This window comes from Candidatus Arsenophonus nilaparvatae, from assembly GCF_045346035.1.
Lineage (GTDB): Bacteria > Pseudomonadota > Gammaproteobacteria > Enterobacterales > Enterobacteriaceae > Arsenophonus > Arsenophonus nilaparvatae.
Genome location: NZ_CP158507.1, coordinates 474,431 through 494,656, shown reverse-complemented (window position 1 = coordinate 494,656; position 20,226 = coordinate 474,431). Strand labels below are relative to the sequence as shown.

Annotated in this window: 15 protein-coding genes; 11 read left to right on the top strand and 4 right to left on the bottom strand. The window is 32.5% G+C overall.

Annotated elements, in window-relative coordinates; genetic code table 11:
- Positions 1-1,324 precede the first annotated feature (1,324 nt).
- The 3 genes from WH390_RS02450 (at position 1,325) to WH390_RS02440 (ending at position 6,419) form a co-directional block, all read left to right on the top strand.
- The gene (locus WH390_RS02450) at positions 1,325-3,640 is read left to right on the top strand and encodes a LodA/GoxA family CTQ-dependent oxidase (RefSeq protein WP_406850658.1); all 2,316 of its coding nucleotides are present in this window, start codon (positions 1,325-1,327) and stop codon (positions 3,638-3,640) included.
- A 5-nt stretch (positions 3,641-3,645) separates the two neighbouring features.
- Positions 3,646-4,713, top strand: coding sequence for a tryptophan 7-halogenase (locus tag WH390_RS02445; RefSeq protein ID WP_406850657.1), 1,068 nt, complete (start codon positions 3,646-3,648; stop codon positions 4,711-4,713).
- Positions 4,714-4,841: 128 nt separating this feature from the next.
- On the top strand, positions 4,842-6,419 hold the full coding sequence (locus WH390_RS02440; protein WP_406850656.1) for a hypothetical protein: 1,578 nt from the start codon (positions 4,842-4,844) through the stop codon (positions 6,417-6,419).
- Between the two features lie 449 nt (positions 6,420-6,868).
- Here the strand turns inward: WH390_RS02440 and WH390_RS02435 are convergent, their stop codons facing one another.
- A complete protein-coding gene (locus WH390_RS02435) occupies positions 6,869-7,006 on the bottom strand; it encodes a hypothetical protein (protein WP_406850655.1) in 138 nt (45 codons plus the stop codon).
- 174 nt (positions 7,007-7,180) lie between these two features.
- Positions 7,181-7,504 carry a hypothetical protein gene (locus WH390_RS02430; RefSeq protein WP_406850654.1) on the bottom strand — a complete coding sequence of 108 codons (324 nt, stop codon included), beginning with the start codon at positions 7,502-7,504 and terminating at the stop codon, positions 7,181-7,183.
- A 449-nt stretch (positions 7,505-7,953) separates the two neighbouring features.
- Between WH390_RS02430 and WH390_RS02425 the strand changes: the two genes are divergently transcribed.
- The 6 genes from WH390_RS02425 (at position 7,954) to WH390_RS02400 (ending at position 13,762) form a co-directional block, all read left to right on the top strand.
- Positions 7,954-8,937 (top strand): hypothetical protein, encoded by a 984-nt coding sequence (locus WH390_RS02425; RefSeq protein WP_406850653.1) that lies wholly within the window; start codon positions 7,954-7,956, stop codon positions 8,935-8,937.
- A 277-nt stretch (positions 8,938-9,214) separates the two neighbouring features.
- Complete coding sequence (locus WH390_RS02420; RefSeq protein WP_406850652.1) at positions 9,215-9,820, top strand: hypothetical protein; 606 nt, start codon at positions 9,215-9,217, stop codon at positions 9,818-9,820.
- 525 nt (positions 9,821-10,345) lie between these two features.
- The gene (locus tag WH390_RS02415; RefSeq protein WP_406850651.1) at positions 10,346-10,987 is read left to right on the top strand and encodes a hypothetical protein; all 642 of its coding nucleotides are present in this window, start codon (positions 10,346-10,348) and stop codon (positions 10,985-10,987) included.
- Positions 10,968-11,966 (top strand): gp53-like domain-containing protein, encoded by a 999-nt coding sequence (locus WH390_RS02410; protein ID WP_406850719.1) that lies wholly within the window; start codon positions 10,968-10,970, stop codon positions 11,964-11,966. Before WH390_RS02415 ends, WH390_RS02410 begins: the two co-directional genes overlap by 20 nt.
- A gap of 2 nt (positions 11,967-11,968) precedes the next feature.
- Entirely contained in the window at positions 11,969-12,406 is a 438-nt protein-coding gene (locus WH390_RS02405; RefSeq protein ID WP_406850650.1) for a tail fiber assembly protein, read from the top strand.
- 864 nt (positions 12,407-13,270) lie between these two features.
- Positions 13,271-13,762: a DUF1003 domain-containing protein gene (locus WH390_RS02400; RefSeq protein WP_406850649.1), complete on the top strand. Its 492-nt coding sequence runs from the start codon at positions 13,271-13,273 to the stop codon at positions 13,760-13,762.
- A 75-nt stretch (positions 13,763-13,837) separates the two neighbouring features.
- Here WH390_RS02400 and WH390_RS02395 read toward each other — a convergent pair whose 3' ends face one another.
- Positions 13,838-14,656, bottom strand: coding sequence for a polysaccharide deacetylase family protein (locus tag WH390_RS02395; RefSeq protein ID WP_406850718.1), 819 nt, complete (start codon positions 14,654-14,656; stop codon positions 13,838-13,840).
- A 233-nt stretch (positions 14,657-14,889) separates the two neighbouring features.
- Entirely contained in the window at positions 14,890-16,026 is a 1,137-nt protein-coding gene (locus WH390_RS02390) for a glycosyltransferase family 4 protein (RefSeq protein WP_406850648.1), read from the bottom strand.
- A gap of 725 nt (positions 16,027-16,751) precedes the next feature.
- On the opposite strand from WH390_RS02390, the gene WH390_RS02385 reads away from it, so the two are divergent.
- Positions 16,752-17,108: a YcgJ family protein gene (locus WH390_RS02385; RefSeq protein ID WP_406850647.1), complete on the top strand. Its 357-nt coding sequence runs from the start codon at positions 16,752-16,754 to the stop codon at positions 17,106-17,108.
- 1,584 nt (positions 17,109-18,692) lie between these two features.
- Positions 18,693-19,850: a bifunctional glucose-1-phosphatase/inositol phosphatase gene (gene agp, locus WH390_RS02380; RefSeq protein ID WP_406850717.1), complete on the top strand. Its 1,158-nt coding sequence runs from the start codon at positions 18,693-18,695 to the stop codon at positions 19,848-19,850.
- The last annotated feature ends 376 nt before the right edge of the window (positions 19,851-20,226 follow it).

Genomic DNA, 20,226 nt, shown 5'->3' with positions numbered 1-20,226 from the left:
ATGTTTGCATAATTTTTAATGGTTTTCTATTTAATTTAAAATAAAAATTATGAATTTCTTATCAATAAATTTGATTAATTATTTTTATAAAAAATAAAATTTTATATTAAAAATGCAATTAGTAAACATTTGTTGAAGTTATATAAAAATTATTTTATTTTTATGAAAAATTTAACCATATTATAAATATTATTCTAGATAAAATATTTCTTATAAAAATATAATTTATTCTTTATAAAGAAAAATTGATAATCAAATAAAAAATGTTTTCTAAATGCAAACAGCATAAATAAATGCATTATTTTTATTAAGCCAGTTCATTATCAAAATATTTATCTCGTAATTGAAATGTAAAAAAATAATGTTTATCGAGTCATCTTATTAGATTATGTAAGGATAATAACTAGGAAAATAATGGTAAATATTAAACCAGTTTATTCCTCTAACTAAAAATGATATTAGAATGTACTAAATTAAAATATAATTAATAGCAAAATGTTACTAGAAAGAATAAAAATATTCTCTTTATTACTTCAAAGCTAATTTTTCCATTCTTATATAATTTGATCTGATAAATATTTTTATTTTTTTGTATGAAGACTTATCATTATTAATATAATGTAAGCGTTTTAAATAATATATACTATGGTGAAAATTTATTTAATTTTTAGTGAATAAATAAAAATTAAATAAATTTCATTAAAAAAATAATGGAATCATGACAAAAATAAAAATAAAAATAAAAATAAATATAATTGTAAAATTACTCTTGATTAATGACATGCTATTAATTATATATATTACATGTTAATCAAATAATTTCTTTATAATATTATAATCAGAGAGAAAACTAATTTGTTAACAGAAGTAATAAAAAAATAGAAGGTGGGCGTTTTTTTAATAGACGTGAATCGTGAGTAAATTATGGAAGAGGATTATAGATTTGAAATGAATTTTAATATCATTACCAATAAATAGGTAAAAATTAACTTAGTTTGATTTATTAAACTCAGTATATAAAAAATTTATTTTGCTGTTTGAGCATAAATAATGATTTTGATTTTATTTTATAAAATAAAAAAAGATATAGCCAAACAATTTTATAAAATAAATGTAACTATATGTTCGAGGTGAATTATTTAAAATAACTTAAACAGAGTTATAAGAGTATTTATTGAGTAAGTTTTATAGCTAAAAGATCCAATATTAACCTCTATGAAGACTTAATAAAATAATAAATATTTATTTAAAATAATGAAATGAAGATATTTAACTATGGTTATGAAGATCAATTTGAATAACAGTATCAATATGGAAAAATTTCATGAATAAAGATATTAATATAAATAAGAATAAGCCAGCACCCGAAGTCGCAGGAGCTTTGGGTGATATGCTTGCTGATAGCACCAGTCAGATCACGGTGATTATTCCAGAGTCAGCAAACCTTAAAAATTATGATCTATTAATGATACACTGGGCAAGTCTTTCTGAAGAAAGCACAGATAAAAGCTATCCGTTACCTATTACTAAAGAAAAAGCAGGGAAAAGCTATTCATATGTTATTTCTGAAGAGAAAATAAAAAAAATCAACAGTACCTCAGTCAAAATCTGGTATTCGGTTCAGCAGGCTGGCTCTATTCAGACTCAGATTTCCGATATTTTAACTTTGATAATTCCAAGTTCCCTTGCAATAGATAAAAGGATAGTTTACGCAAAAATTCATCCAGGCATTGGAGTAGGGCGAGTCGGAAACAGCGAAAATGAATTTTACATTGGACCTGAATATGCGAATGCAGCACAGCAAGAATTTGGTGCGACACGAGATAGGACTGGTGCTATTAAACGGCAAGCTGCTCGATTCAGAATTTACGGCTACAACAAACAAGGCGTTGCAGTTGCAGAGTTGACTCCAGATATGGCCGATATCGAATGGAAGGTTGAGCTTGCTAACAAAAAGTCATCTTGGTATGAATTTTATGCTGCCATGGATCAACCAAAAACTAGGCCAGTTAAACGGCGAAATCCATTAATTACCGGTGAGCAACGCAAACAATTGGAAATTAAACCCTCACCTAAAACAATAACTGGCAAGAACAGTAGTGGTGTGCAATTTGATGATGGCAAATTTAAAGAAGTAACTGTTAATCTTGGGGAATTACGTACTGATGATAAAGGACGTTTGCTGGTACTTGGTGGGCATGGCAAATCAGCATCACCGAGTGGCGCTCCACTATTAGTTATTGATGAAGACGGAAAAGAACAAAATTTCAATAATTCAGTTGACTGGTATGATGATATTTCTGATGGCCCTGTTTCGGCTAAGGTAAAAATTGAAGGTAAAGAAATTCCTGTTACCGAAGCTTGGGTTATTATGGGACCTCCAGACTATGCCCCAGGACTTATTCCGTTTCGTTCGATGTACGATATGATCAAGCACTCAGCTATGGATGCGGGCAAAATTCTACCTGAAGAAAAAACTTCTTATGCTAAAGATATTTTGCCGTTGCTACAACGCCTCTCCAATCTACAGTGGGCTAACCTAGGCTTTGCGCAAACATTTGGTCCGGGTGGTTCATTTCCACTAGATGCAGATCTCATTAATGAATTATCTAAGCCGGAAAATGATGCTAAACGTTTTAAAGTCTATGAGCGATTCCGTTCACCTGATGATGAAAGTGTTGATAGTGGAGATAAGATGAAATGGCCTCAGCTTTATGGCGATGGATATGCTGCTGAATATCCTTCTGGTAAAGGTGATCTTCTAGCCGTGGATAAACAAAGTTATAAGCATTTAGAAAACTTCGTATCAGCAAAATTTAATGATGATATGACGGGTAATAATTATGTAAGTGGTACTTCTTTCCCCGATCCATGTTATGACAAGCCTGTAGATGAGTTACCGATTGCTGAACAGCCGGCCATTTTGGATAAGGGGCCATTATCTTACTGTCTTGCAGATGCATTTCATCCGGGTTGTGAACTGACTTGGCCTATGCGGCATACCACATTATATAGTGACAATGACTTTTTACGTATTAAACGCCGTGAAGACGGTATTTTAGAACAGGATTATGGTGATGTACTAACACCCGAACAAGCTCTGGCGGCTGATGGACCCCTTCATGCTCAAGGTCCTGGTGATATAACACGTTGGATGGCAATGCCATGGCAAGGCGATACCGCTCGCTGTCGCTCAGGTTATGACAAAGAATTCCATCCTTATATGCCATCTTATTGGCCGGCAAGAGTGCCGAATGAAATTTTTAGTGAGAAAAATTATAAAATATTTATTGATACTGAGCTGAGCGCCGAAGAGCGCGACAATGCTTTTCAACAACGTGACAGTTGGCTACGGGCATTTCTATTAGAAGGTCATGATAATGAGACCGTAATGCAAGCAGTTGTCTCCCGTTTTGATGAATTGGGGATTGTACAACGTTTGCCTGCCCCAGAAGATTATTCATCGTGTATTGAAAGCGTATTTGTTGAACAATTAAAACCCGGCCAACCCCCTTTGCCTGAAGCGGCTTCTGCTTTTGGTGGACGTATTGATGGTAAGCCGATTGATAATCAAGTGGATTTATTAAAACAAGCAGGATGGACTGAAGAAAAATGGGACAAATTTCGTCGTACACGTTAACTCCTTTGACATGTGAAGTCCTGATTGTCGGTGCCGGCCCAGCCGGTACTGTAGCGGCTCGTTTGCTGGCTCTGGCTGGAATAAAGGTCGTATTAGTGGATCGTGTCAATATTGAACAACAAAAAATAGGTGAAAGCTTGCCGGGGGCAGCCCGGCCTATGCTTGAGAGGCTAGGACTAGTTTCTTGGGTTGAGAAAAGTTCTTCAATCGTAAATAAGGGAAATTTATCTTGTTGGGGTGGGACACAGTTGGTAGCCACCGATTTTATTCGTGACCCATATGGTTGTGGCTGGCATCTTGATCGACAACAGTTCGACCAAAATCTTAGAGATGCTGCCGAAGATGCCGGTGCTTTAATGATTAATGGCCGTATATCTTCTGTTGTTGAAAATAGTGATGGTATACAGGCAAAAGTAGGTGATCAGAGTATTACTGCGCAGTGGGTAATTGATGCAAGTGGCAACTCACGCTTTGTGGCTAGTATGTTTGGTGTTTCAAAGCACAGAGATGTACCTTTGTTTACGCTTTACACTTGGTGCAAAAATAGCACCGTTGATACACGCAGTGTTGTTGAGGCTGTTCCAACAGGATGGTGGTATACAGCAGGATTGCCTGACGAACAACGGGTGCTGGCATTTTTCTCCCTGCCAGAGCAAATCAAAATCCTGCGTGATAAGGATAATTTTATATCTGCATTAAAAGAGACAATACATATTGCTAACTGGTGTCCTGCTGCTGGTATCTCCTCAAGTCCATTACAGGTTACTGAGGCAACAGGTAGTTATTTGGATAAGGTTTTTGGTGCACGTTGGTTAGCTGTTGGTAGTGCAGCACTGTCATTTGAACCATTATCATCTCAAGGAATTTACAACGCAATTTATACCGGTTTACGTGGTGCTGAAGCCGTTAAAGCCGCCTTGATAGATAATGATCGTTCTTTGCTAATTCAGTATGGTGAGCGCATAAAATCTATTCGTGCTGCCTACAATATTGCAATCAGTGGCTATTACCAGCAAGAACAGAGATGGCCAGAACAACCGTTCTGGATAGAACATCAAAAAGAAAGACTATAACAAGTTTTCGATAATTTGAGATCGGCAAATTTGTTTGATTTGAATTAAAAATTTTACGAGTTGACTTTATTTATATTCTTTAAAAAAGTTAACGATCATAATCTTATGTTATGGAGGCGGGCAGTAATATGAGTAAAGATAATATGAAAAATTCTTCCGCAATGCATGTTCATCTGACACCAGAAAGTCAAGATATGGAAACGGCAATAGAAGGGATCCGCAGGATGTTTGTCGATAAGGTACAGCACGATCACATCGTTAATAACAGACAGACACCCGCACGACGGGCAGCGTTTATTAAACAGCACGGTAGTGCTTACGGAATTTTTAAAGTAAATGATAATCTGCCAGCTGTATATCAAGTAGGAATATTTAAACCAGGAGCTCGTTATAAAGCCTGGCTGCGTTATTCAAGCGATACACCGCAAACACTTCCGGATAAAAATACTACTGTCGGTATTGGTATTAAACTGTTCGATGTAGCGGGTAAAAAAGAGCTCGAAGATGATGTTAATGCTACGACCTTAGATTTTATTCTGCAAAATACGCAAGTATTTTTTGCCGCAGATGCTATTGAAATGTGTGAGTTTAAAGCAGCAGCATTGAATGGTACTTTAGACGAATGGCTGAAAACACATCCGGAGACCGCTCGTATTTTAGCTGAGATGGGTAGTCGTACTGTTGAGAGTGTTTTGACGGAGCCGCTCTGGAGTTGCGTGCCATTTAAATTTGGTGATCATAATTATTGTAAGTTCAAACTGGCTGTCCAGTCAGTTGCACGCCCTATTGAAACAGTAAATGTCAATGCTCCAGGTTATTTAGGCAGAGATATGCAAGAACGGCTGATACAGCGAGAAGCCATACTGGATTTTTATGTTCAATTGCGAAATAATCCTAGCAAACAGTCTATTAGTAACGCCCGTAATCTGTGGGATGAAGCAGAGGCTGTCCCGGTTAAGGTGGCAACGTTGATTATCCCACAACAGAATATCATGGCACGCGGGCAGGCTGATTATGGAGAGTCTTTATCCTATAATATTTGGCGAACATTGCCCGAGATGGCGCCGGTGGGCAGTATTGCTGAGGCGCGAAAAGTGGTTTACCGATCATCTGCTCAAGTCCGGCGAAATGTCAATGGTCAGGCAATTGGTGAGCCAACTGAGGCACGGCCGCCAAGTGCGCCAGTTCCCCCATATAATCCTACCCTAGAAGTTCCATGGCCATCAGGAACAGTTGGTAATATCATAGAAGACTTTCAGGCCTTCAGGATAAAGGAAATTCCAGCTAATTATTTTGCTACTATTGGCCCTCTAACCCTCAGTGCACGTGATATGCGGCAGAGTATTTGGATTACCAAAACACAACATGAGGTTACTGGGGTTGTTGATGACGTGGTTGTTCAGGTCCGCAATGAAATAGAGGAAAAGGGAAGTCTACGTATTTTATTAGAAAAAAGGGCGGCTGAAAGTATTAGATTTGGATTGAGTGTTAGAACTGCCAGCAGCAATGCAAAGCTAAACATTTCAGCCTATAACGAGGATAAGAGTATAACAGTTGCTGATGAGGTTATCGTTACGCAAGGAAATTCGATAATCTATATTGAAGCGGATAAAGGAGAAAAGATAGATCTCCTGACATTTGGATTCACAGAGGAAATCAAAATTTTTGAATTGGATAATTTTGTCGTGACATATGCTTCTAACTAGGTTACCAACTAACCCTTTAAGCAGTCCAATAAATTATACAGTCATAGTGATGGAGTAAGCTTGAAAAACAAAAACTGGCAACTGATTATATCCAAAAACAAGGGATGGACAGAGTAGGTAATCTGGGTTCTTCAGGTTTTAGGTAAGCAATTTAATTAGCTAACAGTTGGATCAGATATAGTTATTGACGAGTTTACTTTATTAGTTTTGGATCCTTAGATCTAAACCGTTGCCTGGTTGGTAAAAATTTAACTAATCAGTTACCAATGCAAGTAGCTGATTAGTATTATTTTTCACCGTTATTCCATTTGGATATTGCTTCTTATTTCTATCCTCGATACATCCTTTTTGTCATAACAGCTAGGATGAATTCAACAATTATCATAATTTTATCAGAACCTAGAGCAAATCTTTATTTTTTGTTCATTTTCAGTTGTAGAGCCTTGCGGTTATGCGGGGCCAAACTGAGTGTCGCACATCTCATTTGTGGTTATTTTTTCATCTGATGAGTTCTCTTTATTTGCAAAAGCCAGAAAACTAATACCTAAAACAGACGTAATAGCAAATATTTTAACTAGTCGTTTCATAACTTGTCCTCTTGTGTTGGTTGAAAACCATATTCGATAATAATTTTATTTTTTTTATTTTCAGTAATATTTTGTTGTGTGATTTTTGCGACAATTTTTTGTTGGAGTAGTTATTTTTTAGCAAAACCGGATAATAGCTGCGCCAGGGCAGCTAATGATAAGAGGATTTGATAGCTAATTATCTTCACAATTACTATGCGAAAGATTATATTGATCATCATGGCAAGGAGTTATGGCATTATTAAATTGCGAATAAAAAGAGGGATCTGGGCTACTAAGTCCTGCATGTTCGTGTTGTTCGCGGTGGTTATGTTCACCATGTCCAGTATTATGAGCAGAAGTATGAGCAGGGGGATGAGCTGGAGCATGGGTAGCAGGATGACCACCACCGCCAATATAACTGCTACGATAATTATTACTATTAGCTTCAGCTGAACTATTAAAAATAGTAAAAGAGAACAGTACAGTAACCAATAAAACTTTAGATAACGTTTTCATAATATATACCTTAGCTAAATTGTTTATGTGTTTTTTGTACGGCTAAATTAGCAGTAATAAAAGATAGTAAAAGCTAATTATATGTAAAATGCCGTGTATTTATATGTTAAATATATAGAAAATTAACGTTTAAAATATTTGCATTTTTTTGTGTTGTACTTTTTAATAATGCATGAAGAATTAGATGTTTTTAATATTTTAAATTAATGACTGTCAGTAGTTGTTTTATAATTTTTACTATTAATAATAAATTATTTATATTGCCGTTTGTTATTAACATTGCGATCCAACATTAAAAATCAGCAATACAAATACTATTAATACCTTCATTGGCAGTTGATCACAGTTAATATAAAAGCAAGTATTTTGCCACTTGGTGCTGCAAAAATGTTAGCCAGGATATTTTCACTATAATTATAATTAATTCTTTGAATTATAAGATAGGTAAAATGATAAATAAAAAACAGTTATGGTTTTTTCCTGTTGTTTTAATTAGTCATCTATTTATTTTTATTTCCTTTGCGATTTCCCATGAAAATAACGACATAAAATCGCGACAATTTATTGTCAACTTGGCTCATGGAAATGGTTGGGCTAGTCAAGGTGGCGAAATGAATTGGAGCAGTTATCAGGTAAGCTTTGGAGAAAAGATGGCCAATAATTTTTTTGCTTCAATAGCTTATTTAAATGAAGGACATCCAAATAATAATCACCGCGATGGTTTTGCCGTTATTGGCACTGGAGTAGTTGATTTCAATCAACTAATAAAGTTAGATTTGTCACTTGGCCCCTATTTTAGTATGAATACAACTCGCCGTAATAAACAAGTACATAATGATAAACGAGTTGGTATTTACGGTTCAGTTGCGCTTATTTATTACCTTATTCCTGATAGATTTTATCTGCAAGCCCAATACAATCATGTGCAAATGTTTAATTCATTTACAACAGATTCAGTCATGGTTGGTATTGGTAGCAACTTTCAAAATGAACTACGATCTTCGTTTGCTACTAAAAAAGATATGCAAATAAGTTATTGGTTAGGCACTTCTCAAACTAATCGAGCAAAATTACCATTAAAAATAGGTCAACAAGTAGAGTTTAAGCATTTTATCAATGATGCTGCCGCCTATTCAGTCAGTTATCTTTATGAAGGGGATAATGGTCTAGTTAATAGGCAAGGTGTTATTGGACAGATTTGGTATGTCATGCCGATATCAATCTATTGGATGCTTAGTGCTGGAGCCGGGCCTTATTATACTTATGATAGGCATGAGATAAACAATAAGAATGATTTGGCCGGTGTCATTAGCTTACAAATAGATTATCAATTAGTTAGGCATTTAAGTACTAATTTTCGTTTTAATCGTGTTGTTTCGTTTAATGATAAAGACCAAGATATGTTTATGGCAGGAATTGCTTGGCGCTTTTAACATCTCAAGTTAGTTATTTTTGCTGCTGATTGGCCATAAAGTATTATCAAGCATATCTCTTTCAGTATTGTTTAAACAACTATACAGCCTATATTATTAAAATATAATTACCAAATGCGTTTTATATATATCATTTGTTTTATCAATTTATTTTATTTATTACCGTTAAAATACATTGGAAAAAGCATAAATAGAGGGTAAGGCTGAAAGAAAAGTTTTATGTTTTTATATTAATGTTATTATTTTCTACTTTTTGAATTAGCAGTGGAGTTGCTCAATGTCGAATAAAGAAAGTTTTCACATACACGGAAATGATTTATGTCTATCAACGTTAAATTATATTGATAGTATAGTATCGGAAAGACAATTGAATATTAATAGTTTTCGCATATTAGATAATAAAACAATTATCTTTACGGCTGACGCTGTGACCGGTTCATTTTTAATGCTGGCAACGCCGAGTGGGGTGGTGAAGATTTTAGCTGAAATGCCTAATAAAGATGTCAAAAAAAATATTGAAAATATCAGACAAGTTGATGTTTTTTTGATAAATAAAGATATTTATTTCTTATCCAGCGCTTGGGCCACCTCGGCAGCAATACATAAAATAACTTGGAATAAGATAATTAATGCTGTTAATAATATACCTGTAACTATTGATGATATAGAGTTTATAACAAACGGTAATTCATTCTATGTTATTCAAAGTGGTAAATATCAGGGATATATAATTGCTAATCAGCATAAGTATAGATCTGGTGGTGGTGCTTATGATATCTACATTCTGATTTCTTCCTTAGGCAAAGAAATAAAAGAAATTGGACTAGAAAAACAAAGCGTTAATAATTTTCTATCGTTATCAGGTAGTAGCGAAATATTATAATAGAAGAATTAGTTAACATTGATATATTAATAATAAGTATTTATAAACCAGATAAAAAAGCCTAAAGAGGGGCCTTGGCTATTGATAAGATAACCGATTAGCGCAAAATTTTCGTAAAAAGATGAATGAAAATTATTAAATCGAGCGATGTTAGTCACTATTCTTTATTAAATTGATGACTGGCAATAACATTCGATTTCTCTTTATTGTTATTATTAAATACAACCTTTTTAACAATATATTATTACAATCTAATTGATATATTTGAAGATAAATTGGTAATAATCTAATTACTCTATTTAACGTAAAGATATTAGTAATAGTATTACACCTAGGTTTGATTATTTCTTAAAAGATTTATTGTGGTTATTATCTTTATCGGCTAGTACAAAGATAGTAGTAATTATCATATCACTGAGGTTAACTAAAGGAATAGGATGGTGATAATTTTAAGTTTCACTTAGCTATATTTGTATAAAATTTATTCTCACTATTGCATTATTAGTTAAAGGGAGGATAGCAATAATGACGGTAGTTACTGAGGTTAGTGCCAACCAATATATCGGCGATTGTGCTTCAACTGAATTTGATTATGAATTTAAAATATTTAGTGAGCATCATTTAGTTGTCATTATGACTGATGGCAATGGTGATCACGAGGAAAGATTGACATTAAATAAGGACTATACAGTAACTGGTGTTAATTGTGATAAAGGAGGCAAAATAATCTTGTCATCACCTTTATTCAATGGAAATCATTTATTGATAGAGAGATGTTTACCAGCAAAACAAGAAGTCTCATTTGAAAATTGCAAACAATATAACGCAAAACAACATGAAAACGCATTTGATTATGTCACGATGTTAGTTCAACAAGTGTTAGCAAACACTTCGCTAGTACTACAGCAACCCAACAGGTTTGCAAATTATTTTGATGCTAAGAATTATCGCATTTCCAACATTAGTCAGCCTAAAAATGATAATGATGCGGTTAACTTAGCTTTATTGCAATCTGTTATAAAAGATATGGATATTAGATCGATACGGGTTAATGACATTGATATGCCTGCATTACCTGACGCGGAAAGCCGTAAAAATAAGCAGCTTGGTTTTGATCAAGATGGTCAACCGGCCTTGTTTGAGCTTAATGAATTGGGGGGGGAGTGACTATATTTTAGTCGATTCATTCGAAAAAGGATTTGAAATAACAAGCCGTTATCATGTATTGCATTATGAGAAAGAAAGTAGTTATTACCGATGGACAGGTAAATTACCAAAACAGGTTTCCGAAAATTCTACCCCTGAGTCGACAGGTGGGATAGAGGCTGGCGCTTGGATACAAACAATCGTTAATTCCTACACAAAAAAAGAAATTGATAATCAATTTGTTAAAGTCAAAGATAGTAGAGCTGTGCAATTTGCTACATTAGATTTAGTGAGAACGGATAATTATGCTGGCATGTCAATAAAAAATAATGTCCAACGTGTATCTTTATCTGTTTCTGGTAATAGTGCCTATACCCTGAAGGCTCAAAATAATAATAACGCCATTAAGTATTCAATAATATTTCCCACTTATTCAAGTACATTAGCTGCTACCAATACTTTAGATAAAATAACTGCTTATGGATTTAACGCTATTCATCCTACCAGCGACGCTGTTATCCGATTAGGAGCAGATAAAGGAGACTATGACTTAGTTTGTGCAAGGAATAACCATAAATTTTTTATCCGTAATAATAACACGCATCAAATTATTTATTTGCCGCAAAAGCAAGGAACATTTGCTGTGCAAGAGGATAATTATAATAAACAGGAGATTGATGCTAAATTAGTCGGCACTCAATGGAGCGCTAAAAAAGCAGTAAATGGCTGGATGAAAGAGCCTTACACCGGCATAATTATTCAATGGGGATGTGTTGCTAGAAAAAACAGCGCAAGAAATTTCTTTCCTATCGCTTTCCCTAATACTTTGGCTAGCATGGGAGTTGCCAATTTCAATTCTAATTCAAAACTAACCGAATTGTATACGCCTAATATATTCGATGCCAACAATAGTGGATTCACAATGCGCCAAACTAAGGTGACTAATGGTAGTAATGCTTCTCCATTAGTTGATATGAGATGGATTGCAATAGGATGGTAAGGATGGAAAAAAATAATGTTTATTATTTTAGTGCAACAAAATTATGTTGGTTATCTGAATCATTGAAAGATAGTTATATCAGTGCGGGGACTTGGGATGATGAAGCGACTAAAATTCCGTTTAGTATATATAAAGAGTATGCACTTTGCGTGCCGCCGGAAGGAAAAATGTTAGGTGCAGATAAAAATGGTGCACCGATTTGGATTGATATTCCATCTAAAACTAACAATGAATTAATCGAAGAGGCAGGAAATACAAAAATTGAATTAATGCAAAATGCAACAGCGATCATTGCGCCCTTACAGGATGCTATTGATTTAAATATAGCAACCGATGAAGAATATAAAGAATTAATGGAATGGAAAACCTATCGTGTACTATTAAGTCGTATAGATATATCAATTGCGCCTAATATCGAATGGCCAAAATTGCCCAAATAAAAAGGTTATTTTATTTATGATAAGAATAAAATTTCCATTATTAATTTATGGAATATTATTTTTAATTATGATGAAAAATTATTAATTAAAATAGTAAATCTAATATAGTAATAATATAAACTGTTTTTGATCTAATAGCTAATTTACTGTAATTTTTCATCTATTAGATCAGATTAAAAATAGTCTATTTTTAGAGAATAAAAAACAGCAGGCTATTGAAATTTATTTTACAATTCTCTATTAGCAATCTTTTGTTTTTTATCAAGGAAAATTTATCCTTATCTGGCTTCGGGTATCCTGGCTCAGTATCATTACACCACTATTTACTTACAAACGGCATTATTCCAGTATATTTGATTCATTTTGCAGTAATTAGACACATATTTTTTTGATCAATATAAATTTCTCCATTATTTTGTAAAAAGATTAATTACTTTCACTTTATGTGTAGACAAAATAAAGGATATTTTTATATATTTACTAAATATTGCAATATGGTGAAATTATATCATTTAATAAATTTATTTTTTTGATATGAAACTTTTTTCCATTTAATTAATATTTGGATGTTTATTGCTTTCATAGTAACTATTGTTATGTTGATTATGAATAGCCATTCCTTGACGGGGATATTAAATTAAAGCTTATGAAATAAAAATATGAGTATTTAAAAATAAAATTGATAATAAAAAAATTATCTTAATAAAATAATAATCAGGCTAGTTAGCACTGTCCCTGCAATGCAAGAAAATTGGTTTATACTTTTTATTTATATTGTATTTGCTCAGTTTATTACTTTTAGTTTTAAATGCAGTTTGCAGTCAGCTAATTAGAATGATTTTCATCATATGGGAGTAGGTAGGTATGTCGGAACATAAAAAATTTCGCTTTTATCAGCCTTTAAAGGGCTTCAATCATACATTTGGTGATGAATGGTTTGCTCTTAAAGCAGAAGCGTTTGCGCGTTTTTTTGGCACTCCTGGTTTTTTAGTTGGACAAACTGTTGTTGTGGTTGTATGGATCTACCTTAGTATGACTGGGATAACTAAATTTGATCCTTATCCGTTTATTTTACTAAATTTAGCTTTTAGTCTGCAGGCAGCCTATGCAGCTCCGTTAATATTACTTGCTCAAACTCGCCAATCTGAACGTGATCAAGCGCATGCGATTGCAGATGCTCAACACAGAGAAGATTTAGCTGAGGCAATGGCGCAAAGACAAGCTATTGCAGAATATAGCGCTGAACAGTTGTTTGTATTACTTCAACAAAATACAGAGTTAACCAAATTAACCAAAGAAATGGCCGAGCGTATTGAAAGCTTAACCATTCAATTAGAAACCCGTACCCGCAAATAAAAATTATTTAGAATAAAGGTAAACGGTAGTCTTTTATCAACTGGCTATTGTTTAAGGTAAAGACAACTTATTTAGTTAAGTATATCTGGGTCCTTTATGTAAAGCATAAAGTGATGATATAACTGGCGTAGTGTAATAGAAAAGACGGCGTTTTAGCCACTGAGTATCTTCTCTTTCTTTGGTGCTAATTCGTCCTAATCGCCAAGTTTCTGGTTGGCAGGCTTTATTCATACGACGCTCTGTTGTATAGAGATAATTAAATCCCAATTCTTTTGCAATTTTGGCGTAGTCTCGAGTATAAAATCCTTGTGGCCAACATAGATGCTGACTGCAATAACCAAGTTGTTGGATAAGGGTATTACGGCATTGTTCAATATCTTTAATTAATGCGGCATGACGTCTTTCAATATTAGTTTCTAATTGATCCCAACGTAAATGTGAGTGAGTGTGATTATGGAATTCGATTAATTCACTAGCTTGCATATGTTCAATTTCCGACCATCTCAGCATAACATCATCGGCTTGGCCGTTACGGATTTTCGCTTCACATTCACGGTGTGAATATTCAATGTTAGATAGTTTTCTAGCCTGACCATTACCTATATCTTTTGTAATGAGAAAAATACTGGCTTTTAGCTGCAATCGTTCTAATACAGGAAAAGCGTAAACCCAATTGTCTAAATAACCATCATCAAACGTAATCATGACACTCTTTCGGGGAAAAGGTTTTCCCTGATAAAATTGTTCTAATTCATGTGCAGAAAGGGTTTTCCAGCCGCTATTAGCGAGCCATGTCATCTGTTGTGTGAAAGTTTTTGGTGATAAAGTAACTAACCCGGGAGACGGGCTAACATGATGATACATAAGAATAGGAATAGTTGTTGCATTCATTATATTAATAAAATCATTGATTAATACGTAGTTAACTATTTTTACTCAATTGTTAGCATAATGGCAAGTATTTAAATATTGCATAAATGTTAATATTATATCATTAATCGATCAAATAATTATAAAAAAAAGAGAATATTAGTAATTTTTGTAGTTATAAGACAAATAGAGTTAGCTGTCAGCATTAGTTGATAAATTAGCTATCAGTACAGAGTTTTTATTTAATTTGGATGACTTTAATTATTTGTTCGCTCCTGAGAGGCTTTATTATGAGAATTAATATTAGATACTTTGCCAATTTGTAACAGACGGAATAAGCATGACTCGATTGAAAATTTTTGGGTTACCTGAAGTTGTCCTCGTTGTGCCATTTCTTGATATTTTTTAGGTTGTTGTAGAAAATCATTAATAGCTGCTACCCAATTGTTGATATCAGATGGTGGTAGTAATAGTCCATTGCTTTTATGTTGGATAATATCAGGTAGCCCACCCACATTACTAGCAAAGACGGGCACAGCAAAGAAAAGTGATTCAACCGCTACCATACCAAACGCTTCCTTAGTAGAAGGAATTACGGTTAAAGATGCATATGAATATATGGCAGAAGAAGGAAAAACAATACCGGCTAGCAGTGTTTCAGGCTCTAAATCATAGTCGATAATTTTTTTCTGTAATTTAGCCTTACAAGCGCCATCACCAATAATTAAATAACGAAATGAACGGCCTTGACGCTTTAATTGGGCGAGGGCTGCTAAAATAATATCATGTCCTTTTTCTTCTCTTAGCATACCTACTTGAATTATTATTGGCGCTGTTCCATCGTTTATCCAAGTTAAAATACTATCAGCGACAGGTGTATGACTTTCGGCAACCATTTTAGAAAAATCAAATCCAGGATGAACAACCTTCACCTTTTGTGGTATACAACCAGATTGCAATAATGTTTTTCGCATTGGTTCGCTGGGTACAATGACGTAATCGAATAAGTAATTCATACTGAAGGCTTTTATTTTACCCGACAGATAGGTTTTTTGTCGCAGTACACATGGTCGTTGTTTCTTAGCTAATGTTTTTACTGCGATGGCAAGGTTATTCGCATCATGGCCACTGTGACAAACGGCTAAAATTGTTTGCTGCTGGCGTAGTAGTCTGCGTAGACGTATGATTGACGTAGGATGAGCGCTATTAGTAAATGAAACATGATAGATAGGAATGTTGTTTTTTTTTGCTTCATGTGCAATTTGGCTGTCAATATGGCAAGCTAAAGTTACGTTAAAGCCTCGATGTATTAGGCCTTTCATTTGTAGTAAAGCTTGAGCTTCTTGGCCACCAAAGTTCATCGAAGATTCGGTATAGATAATGGATGTATTCATGATATACCCTGATAATTAGCCCGTTTGTAAATTGACTTGCTATTCAATTAACAAAATAAATAAATGACGTAATATTCTAATTTTTATGTTATTTTGCCAAAAAATTTAGCGTTAGGAATTAGTCATCTGTAATAAAACAGTTCCGCACATAATGTTATGACTTTGTTAAATTAAGGCGCTAAAGCATAATGTGTTAACTATGCTTACTTTAACTAATTGTAGTATTTTTTTATAGTAATTTTCCTGCTTATTTTTTCGTAATGTAGATTTTATAGGATCATTTTCTACATTTTGTGATTATTTGTTTATGATTATAAAAATAATAGAGATAAAGATTGTAATGAGATGATGTTAACACTATTTTTTACATAATTAATGCTCATTTTGCTAAATTTAGACAAGTATTATAGCTATCATGCAATTCATTGATAATAAATATAAAATTGTTAAAATATTTAATATAATAGCTATCTAAAATGGTTAAATCGATAATTTTATCATCGTATGGTATTTTATATTTGATACATAATTTAATTAAATAAGCTCAATGGATTAATTGTAAATAACATTTTATTACATTAATGTTAAAAAATCGTTCATGTTGTGCCATAGCTCCATTTTTACTCGGCAAAAGGTAAAATAGAAATTTATGTGTAGCTTTATCAGTTTTGTATTAGATACTTTATTTATATTTTTTAGTTAGAGGTTAAATGATGAGTATTTTCATGAAAAATTTTACATTATTGTTACTAAATGTGGTTTTATATTTCTATTCAGCTTTTACTTTGGCCAAATCACCAAAATTACTTACTTCACCAGCACCTAATGTATTGTGTGATAGATACATATGTGCTGATAGAATTGAAGGAGTATCGGCCAGTTTAACAGAAAAATATTTAGGCAAAATACAAGCTAAGCGCTTATTGTCTCAAGGTTCATTTGATAAAACCGCCTTTACATTTGATAATGGAGTTTTTTGTGACATAAAGGATAAAAAATGCTACGTTGATAGATATTTTAATGAGAAAGGAGTAAGGAGCAAAGTGTGCCAGCAGTACACAAAAAAATTATTTAGTAATTAAATATCAGTAAGAATAGCAAATGGGGTTGTATTTTCTTTTTTATAAATTTAAATATGGCTTTAAAAACGACATTGTAAAGTTAAAATTTACTTGTTTGATTTAGTATTTTATTAGTTAAAAATCGCTTACTCTTTTAAAGTAAGTTGTGATATTTTTATGGTTATCGAATTGTAAAATAGAAGCATTAGTTTTAAAAATAGAAAATTTATCATAAAAATTTTTATTTAAATATAAATCCAGCGTAAATTATTGATATAAACGATCGATAATTGCATTACAATAGTTTAAGTCTATCATATATGCAAGTATTGATCGTTTATATCAATTTTTTTTATATGACTATTTTAGGTATGATTTATTCCATAAATTTTGTTTTGGTTTAATTTATAATGATTACGTTAACTAAGATTTATATTTTCTTTTTATGTTTATTACTTGAGGTATTAAATTTTACTTAACTCGAGGACAATGAAAAATGTGCCGCTAACACATTTAAGCAATATGGTATCTGCATTGTTAATAGTGTTAAATCGTCAGCTGTTCTGAGCTATGATTTTTCTGATTATCGGTATTTTATGTTTACCATAATTAGAAAAGTTATAGATAAATATTTTATTAGCATAATTTTTACTAAAGCATATTAAACAATAAAAATAGCTTTAGTCTAAACCAGCATTATTTTTATGGCATGATTGGCGCCAGCACTTAGGGATTATTACTATTATTACATCATGGCTTTTTACAATATGAGTATTTTTTGTGAAAATATAATAATGATTAAGGAGCAGATATAAAAGATAATTTGAAGTCAATTAATAGATTTGTAATATTTTTGGTTGCTAATTTATCGCTCATATAATTTATTATTAATAGTGAGTTATATGCTTATAGATTGATCAAAATAAACACTATTTAAAAATACTGATTTTTTTACTCTCGTTTATGAGATTAAGACAAGTAATTTTATCAAAAAATATTTTTTTCCTTGTGTGTTTAAAGCCAGTCATTTTGGCGATGCTGGCTTTTTTTTTTGCAATCATGTAAAAGTTAAATTTTATTAATTTAATAATCGAGAATTTTTATTTTATATAATAATAAATATTATATAGACTTTTATTTTTGTAATATCAGCCTTGTAATTAATACGTTGTAATTAGTGGAAGATTTTAGTTTTTTTCACTAACATATTATCATAATTAGTATATTATTCTGATTGCAGTGCCAGCTTGTTAAAGGTACGTAAGGAATCATCCGATATTAAATAAATATTAATTATGTTAATGATTATGTTGTTTGTAATATAAGCAAAATTTATTACTAGAAAATGTATTACCAAATACCATCTTATTTTATGTAATTGAAGTGGAAATTAATAAATATTCTTAAAAACAAGCAAAGTCAAAATTTTATGGTAAATGAAATTTATTTTTAATTGACTCCATCTAAATAAAGTTTTATTAATAAAATAAATTATAATGAACTTTAAAGGAGCGTTGAAAAGATGAAAAAAAGATTAATGATATGGCTTCTTTTAGCTTTAATATCGCCAGTTAGTTATTCGTTAGAAAAATTTCAAGATTATGAATTGACTCAGGTATTAATTTTAAGAGGCATAATTTAAGAGCACCAATAATATATGAGGATATATTAGCCCGCGCAACGAATAAACTTTGGCCTATTTGGCATACTAAAGATGGAAATCTTACCAATAAAGGACGTCAATTAGAGATTTATATGGGAAACTACTTTGGGTCTTGGTTTGATAGAGTAGGGCTTTTGCGGCCAGAACAATGTCCAGACTCAAATAATGTTTATATTTATGCGAACAATCTACAGCGTACTATTGCCACAGCACAATCTTTTATTACTGGTGCTTTTCCTGATTGTTCGATTAAAGCTTTTTATCGAACAGATATGGCTAAAGGAAAATTGGATCCTATTTTTGACTTAGTTATTACTGACAACAGTGCAGAATTTAAACAGCAAGCCATAACCGCTATGACAGAAAAATTAGTACATTTAGATTTAGCAGAAGCTTATAAACAAATTTCCACTATTTTGGATTTTAAAAATTCAACACTATGTAAAAAAGACAAGTTGTGTGAGCTGGTTAGTACCCCCAATAAGATGATTATTAGTGCCGATAAACAGCCACTTGTATTTGGACCGTTAGGATTAGCAACATCCGCTGTAGACGTTTTTGATCTGCAGTATTACCAAGGATTTGCTACAAAAGACGTTGCTTGGGGAACAATTAATACACCAGAACAATGGAAAACACTTAATGAAATTAAAAATGGCTATCATGCAGTTGCATTTACAACTAAGATTGTTGCTAAAAATATAGCTAAGCCTTTATTAAACTATATAAATTCGCATTTTGTTGAACAAAATAAGAATGAAAAATCAAAATTGCTGATTATGTTTGGTCATGATGCAAATATTGCATCAGTCATGTCTGCTCTGGATTTTGCCCCTTATCAGTTGCCTGAACAATATGAAAACACACCCATTGGTGGCAAATTAGTGTTTCAGCGCTGGCATAATAAGAAAACTAATAAAGATTATCTAAAAGTTGAATATATTTATCAGTCAGTAAATCAATTGCGAGATGGGACGCCATTGACATTAAATAGCCCACCAAAACAGGTCACTTTATCGCTTGAGAATTGCCCAATTGATGAAAGTGGTTTATGTAATTGGGACGACTTTGAAAAGAGCATACAACAAGCATTAAGATGATAAAGTTAATGTTTGATTAAGTAAAATGAAGGCAGCGTGGTTAACGCTGCTTTTCTTAATATTCACCACGAAAGAAAATATTTTGCTAGTCATTTTTGTAAAATGCGTTTTTTCTTCCATTTTAACAAATTATAAAGTCTATTCCTTTATTATTAATACTTATTGTAATTTAAAGATAATATTAATTTATTTTTACTTTAATATCGATATTTAGCCAAATATCCGCAATTTTTTTATTTATTACTATTCAGTTTTGATGTTCAGTAAAATCTTCAACAATCAATAATTGAGTAGTCAAACCTCATTCCTGCTTACAACACATTTTTTCTGGATTTATACGATTTAAAGTATCAGCAAGCGATTAGCATAAAAAATA

Excerpts from the sequence above, each read along its gene's own strand:
- WH390_RS02450 (WP_406850658.1), top strand. The coding sequence starts at position 1,325 with ATGAATAAAGATATTAATATAAATAAGAATAAGCCAGCACCCGAAGTC.
- WH390_RS02440 (WP_406850656.1), top strand. The coding sequence starts at position 4,842 with ATGAGTAAAGATAATATGAAAAATTCTTCCGCAATGCATGTTCATCTG.
- WH390_RS02435 (WP_406850655.1), bottom strand. The coding sequence starts at position 7,006 with ATGAAACGACTAGTTAAAATATTTGCTATTACGTCTGTTTTAGGTATT.
- WH390_RS02430 (WP_406850654.1), bottom strand. The coding sequence starts at position 7,504 with ATGAAAACGTTATCTAAAGTTTTATTGGTTACTGTACTGTTCTCTTTT.
- WH390_RS02425 (WP_406850653.1), top strand. The coding sequence starts at position 7,954 with ATGATAAATAAAAAACAGTTATGGTTTTTTCCTGTTGTTTTAATTAGT.
- WH390_RS02420 (WP_406850652.1), top strand. The coding sequence starts at position 9,215 with ATGTCGAATAAAGAAAGTTTTCACATACACGGAAATGATTTATGTCTA.
- WH390_RS02415 (WP_406850651.1), top strand. The coding sequence starts at position 10,346 with ATGACGGTAGTTACTGAGGTTAGTGCCAACCAATATATCGGCGATTGT.
- WH390_RS02410 (WP_406850719.1), top strand. The coding sequence starts at position 10,968 with ATGAATTGGGGGGGGAGTGACTATATTTTAGTCGATTCATTCGAAAAA.
- WH390_RS02405 (WP_406850650.1), top strand. The coding sequence starts at position 11,969 with ATGGAAAAAAATAATGTTTATTATTTTAGTGCAACAAAATTATGTTGG.
- WH390_RS02400 (WP_406850649.1), top strand. The coding sequence starts at position 13,271 with ATGTCGGAACATAAAAAATTTCGCTTTTATCAGCCTTTAAAGGGCTTC.
- WH390_RS02390 (WP_406850648.1), bottom strand. The coding sequence starts at position 16,026 with ATGAATACATCCATTATCTATACCGAATCTTCGATGAACTTTGGTGGC.
- WH390_RS02385 (WP_406850647.1), top strand. The coding sequence starts at position 16,752 with ATGAAAAATTTTACATTATTGTTACTAAATGTGGTTTTATATTTCTAT.